The organism is Bacillus hominis, from assembly GCF_018332515.1.
Lineage (GTDB): Bacteria > Bacillota > Bacilli > Bacillales > Bacillaceae_G > Bacillus_A > Bacillus_A hominis.
The window spans coordinates 1-3559 of sequence record NZ_BOQD01000223.1; the positions used below are offsets into that span (position 1 = coordinate 1).

Below are 3559 nucleotides of genomic sequence, written 5' to 3' on the forward strand. Positions count from 1 at the left end.
TCCAGCATTACTGTAGAAACAAGTTTTAATTAATAATGAACTACATACCATTTTTATGATTAGATTAAAAGACGAATCAAATCACCAAGTCATTGCGCTAAATAGTTTGGGGCATCAATAAAATAAAAAAGGCAAACAATATGCCTTTTTTATTACTTATAAAATTACATCTACCTCGAAGTTCAACTATAGCTTAAACAACAGTGGACTTGAGAGTTAACTGTTTTTAACGATTTAAACAACAATTAAATATATTATATTTACATAATTAAAATCGCGTATTTACGTTTTTACAATCATTAATTCTATAATATATATGTACTAGTTGTTCAGTTTAATTATTTTTCTCAAGACATTCATAAACTGCCATCATTTCTCGTTTATTCAACTCACGAATTCGATTAAATATTAGAATGTCTGCAACATCCTCAGTTCGTAAGCTTTCATCCACAACATCACTAACTTTTCCAATTAACCATGTTTGCACATCTATGCCCTCAACAATTTCTTTAAGCCCTTCATCATTGATACCAGTTGCATTACAAGTTACACATGGAATTGTTAATTTAAACACGCCGTCATGCAGGTTATCTTCTGTTATTACTTTCTTTCCGTTACAGAATGGACATGGGTTGCTTTTTTTAATTTTATTAATTTGGGTAACTAATTTTTTATAACCAAATGCTTCATACACATATGTTAGTTTTTTATATTTTCCATTTGTGAAATACTTATCTATGATAGTTTCTCTTGTTTCATTAATATTTTGGAAATCACAAATAGTCACCTTATTTTTATTGCTGATGGATTCGACATTACCTTTAATTTCGCCCCAGAATGGTAAAACATTTTGTAATACCATTTCATAATTTGAAAAACTTGCTTGTTCTAATTCGAACATTTTCAGTGCAACTTGTGCTTTTCTTGGCAATAAAGAAACATCTTCTGTCAATCTTATATCGCCACCAACAATAGATTTCAATTTAACGAGTGCTGGTAAATCACCAACTGTTTTCAACACTTCAGTTATAGGCTGATTGATTATTTCGCGAATATCTAAGTTTTCAAATTTAAGCGGTTTATGATGATTTAAAACCGTCCCCTCACAAATTGGACATGTCATCATTTCTTTAGAATTCTTAATATCTTCTTTAATAGCTGCTTTTGAAATAACAATATATCCACCAATGATCGTATTAAATCCTACCCACGTTCTACGTGTCTTCCCTTTTTTATCATAAAATGATTTTTCAAAATATCCGTACCAAAATGTATGTTTTTCTTCTTCTGACATATCATTGTAGCTCTTTGACAAATCATGACCAAGCTCATTTTTAATTTCTTCAAATAGAAATTCTATTTTTTCATACTGATAAAACTTTAATACTTTCATGATTTCCGGATAGAATAGACCATCCCAAAATGGAATGTTTTTATCTTGAATTACAATTTCCTTATCAAAAATTTCTATCTTAAGACGTCCTGAACATGATGGGCAATGATTATCCTGAGAATAGAAATCGAAACTTCTCGTATCTTTATTAGTCGGATGAGCAGCTACAATATGATTGATCAATCCACCAATTTCATATAAGAAACTATATTGACTATACAAATGTCTTTCGAGATCAATAGCAACAACAGGCGCAATTGTATCAGATTCGTATTCACCGTAAATTAAACGAGCCATTGATGATAAGCTTTTTAATATGCCACCCTTGTAGATGTTTTCTGCATTTTTAAAATAAGAAATATGACTTTCTGCTAAGTAGTTAATTCCATTTTGTTGATTCAGTGTTGAAGAAATATGTAATGGAGTAACTTTATCTATATCATTTTTTTGACGATAATAATCCTCATGACTAACTACATCAAGATGCTCTACAGATTCAAACTGTCTTTTCCCAAAATCAACGATATAATCAGAGCTTTCAAGCATGTAACTATTATGCTCAATCATAATGATAGAGACTGATTCATCTTGCAATATCCCTCTAACACTATCGATGAATTGATTTAAAATATTTTGTGATAACCCTTTTGAAGGCTCGTCAAAAATAAATAGTGTATGTGGGTTTCTTACATTAGCAAATAACTCCGAAACTAAATGAACACATTGAAACTCACCCGTTGATAATGTTTGTGTTTTTCGTTCTAATGTCAAATAACCAAGTCCAAGTTTGATTAATAAACTCAAACGTTTATAAGCGATATCTTCATTAGGAAGTTCATCAATGATATCTTCAATCGAACGCTCAAAAATATCATCTATATCTTCACTATATTTTGTAAGTTTCTTTTTAATATCCAAGAAAGTCGCAACGGTTGATCGACTTGTAATTGATTGGTTTCGATCTTGTCCTACCATTACTAGTTTATCTTTTGGATATCGTTTCAGAAAATCTTTGGATATGCATTCATTAACAAGTGTTGATTTACCACATCCAGATTCACCTGTAACAGTTACAAGTCTATTTTTAGGAACCTGAAATTCAGTCATTTGGATATTACGGCAATATAAATCATGGAATGCATAGTATTCTGTTGGTATTTCATGATTTATTCCCCAAATTATTGGGTCTGGCCTTGGCGATTCTTCAACAATTGTTCCACCATATTTCCCGCTACCTGGGCCAAAGAACAATTGCTCATCAGTTGTATCAAGCACTGTGTCTGAATGATCAATAAGCCAAATTTGATTCTTACATCCTAATTGTTTAATCTCTTCTAAAATTTTCAATAGTGTTTCATGATCCAGCCCTACTGAAATTTCATCAATAATAATTACCGTATTTTCACTTACTGCCATAAATTCTGCCAAGTACAGTCGTGTAATTTCTCCACCTGACAATGTACCCATAATCCGATTTAATGTTAAATAACCAATATTCATATTAGCAATGTTTTGAAGAATATGTTGTTTCGCTTCACTAATATTTAAAACTTCTGCTAATGAAAGAATAGATTCAACACTTAAATCATTAATGTCAGAAATAGTATGTGGTTTATCAAACAATTCAATTGTATATTGTTCAACCTCTTGACTATAACGTCTGCCCTCACATTTTTTACACTCAATATTTTTAGTAGTACCACGTCCTTTACAACCAGGACACCAACCTAACTGATTATTAAATGAAAAGACCTCAGGAGAAAGATTATATTTTTCAGCAAGTCTTTCACGTATCTCTTTAAAAACACCTGTATGAGTACCAATCGTTGAACGTGGATTAGAAGAAATAGATGATTTTCCTAGAAAAAGTACTAAAGGCATTTCTTCCATCTTAATAGCACTAAAATTCGTTTCCATAATGTTAGGAAATAAATACTGATATTCAGCCTTTGGTAATAAGGAAACAAGGCGCTTCTTTGATTCTTCACCAATTGTTTGACAAAAAGTTGTTTTACCAGATCCAGACAATCCAGCAATTCCAAATGATTTATTTACCGGTATTTCTGCGTCTAATTTGTTTATATTGTTTGCAATTAATTGATTTACTTTCATATTAACCTCTATTCTTATCGTTCTTAAAAATCGTTTTTATAAGATAATAATTAC

Annotated in this window: 1 protein-coding gene; it reads right to left on the reverse strand. The window is 30.8% G+C overall.

Going from position 1 to position 3559, the window contains the following annotated elements; translation table 11 throughout:
- Positions 1 to 334: 334 nt before the first annotated feature.
- Positions 335 to 3505, reverse strand: a complete 3171-nt coding sequence (locus tag KI356_RS19985) for an ATP-binding cassette domain-containing protein (RefSeq protein WP_212936237.1) — start codon at positions 3503 to 3505, stop codon at positions 335 to 337.
- Between the last annotated feature and the right edge of the window lie 54 nt (positions 3506 to 3559).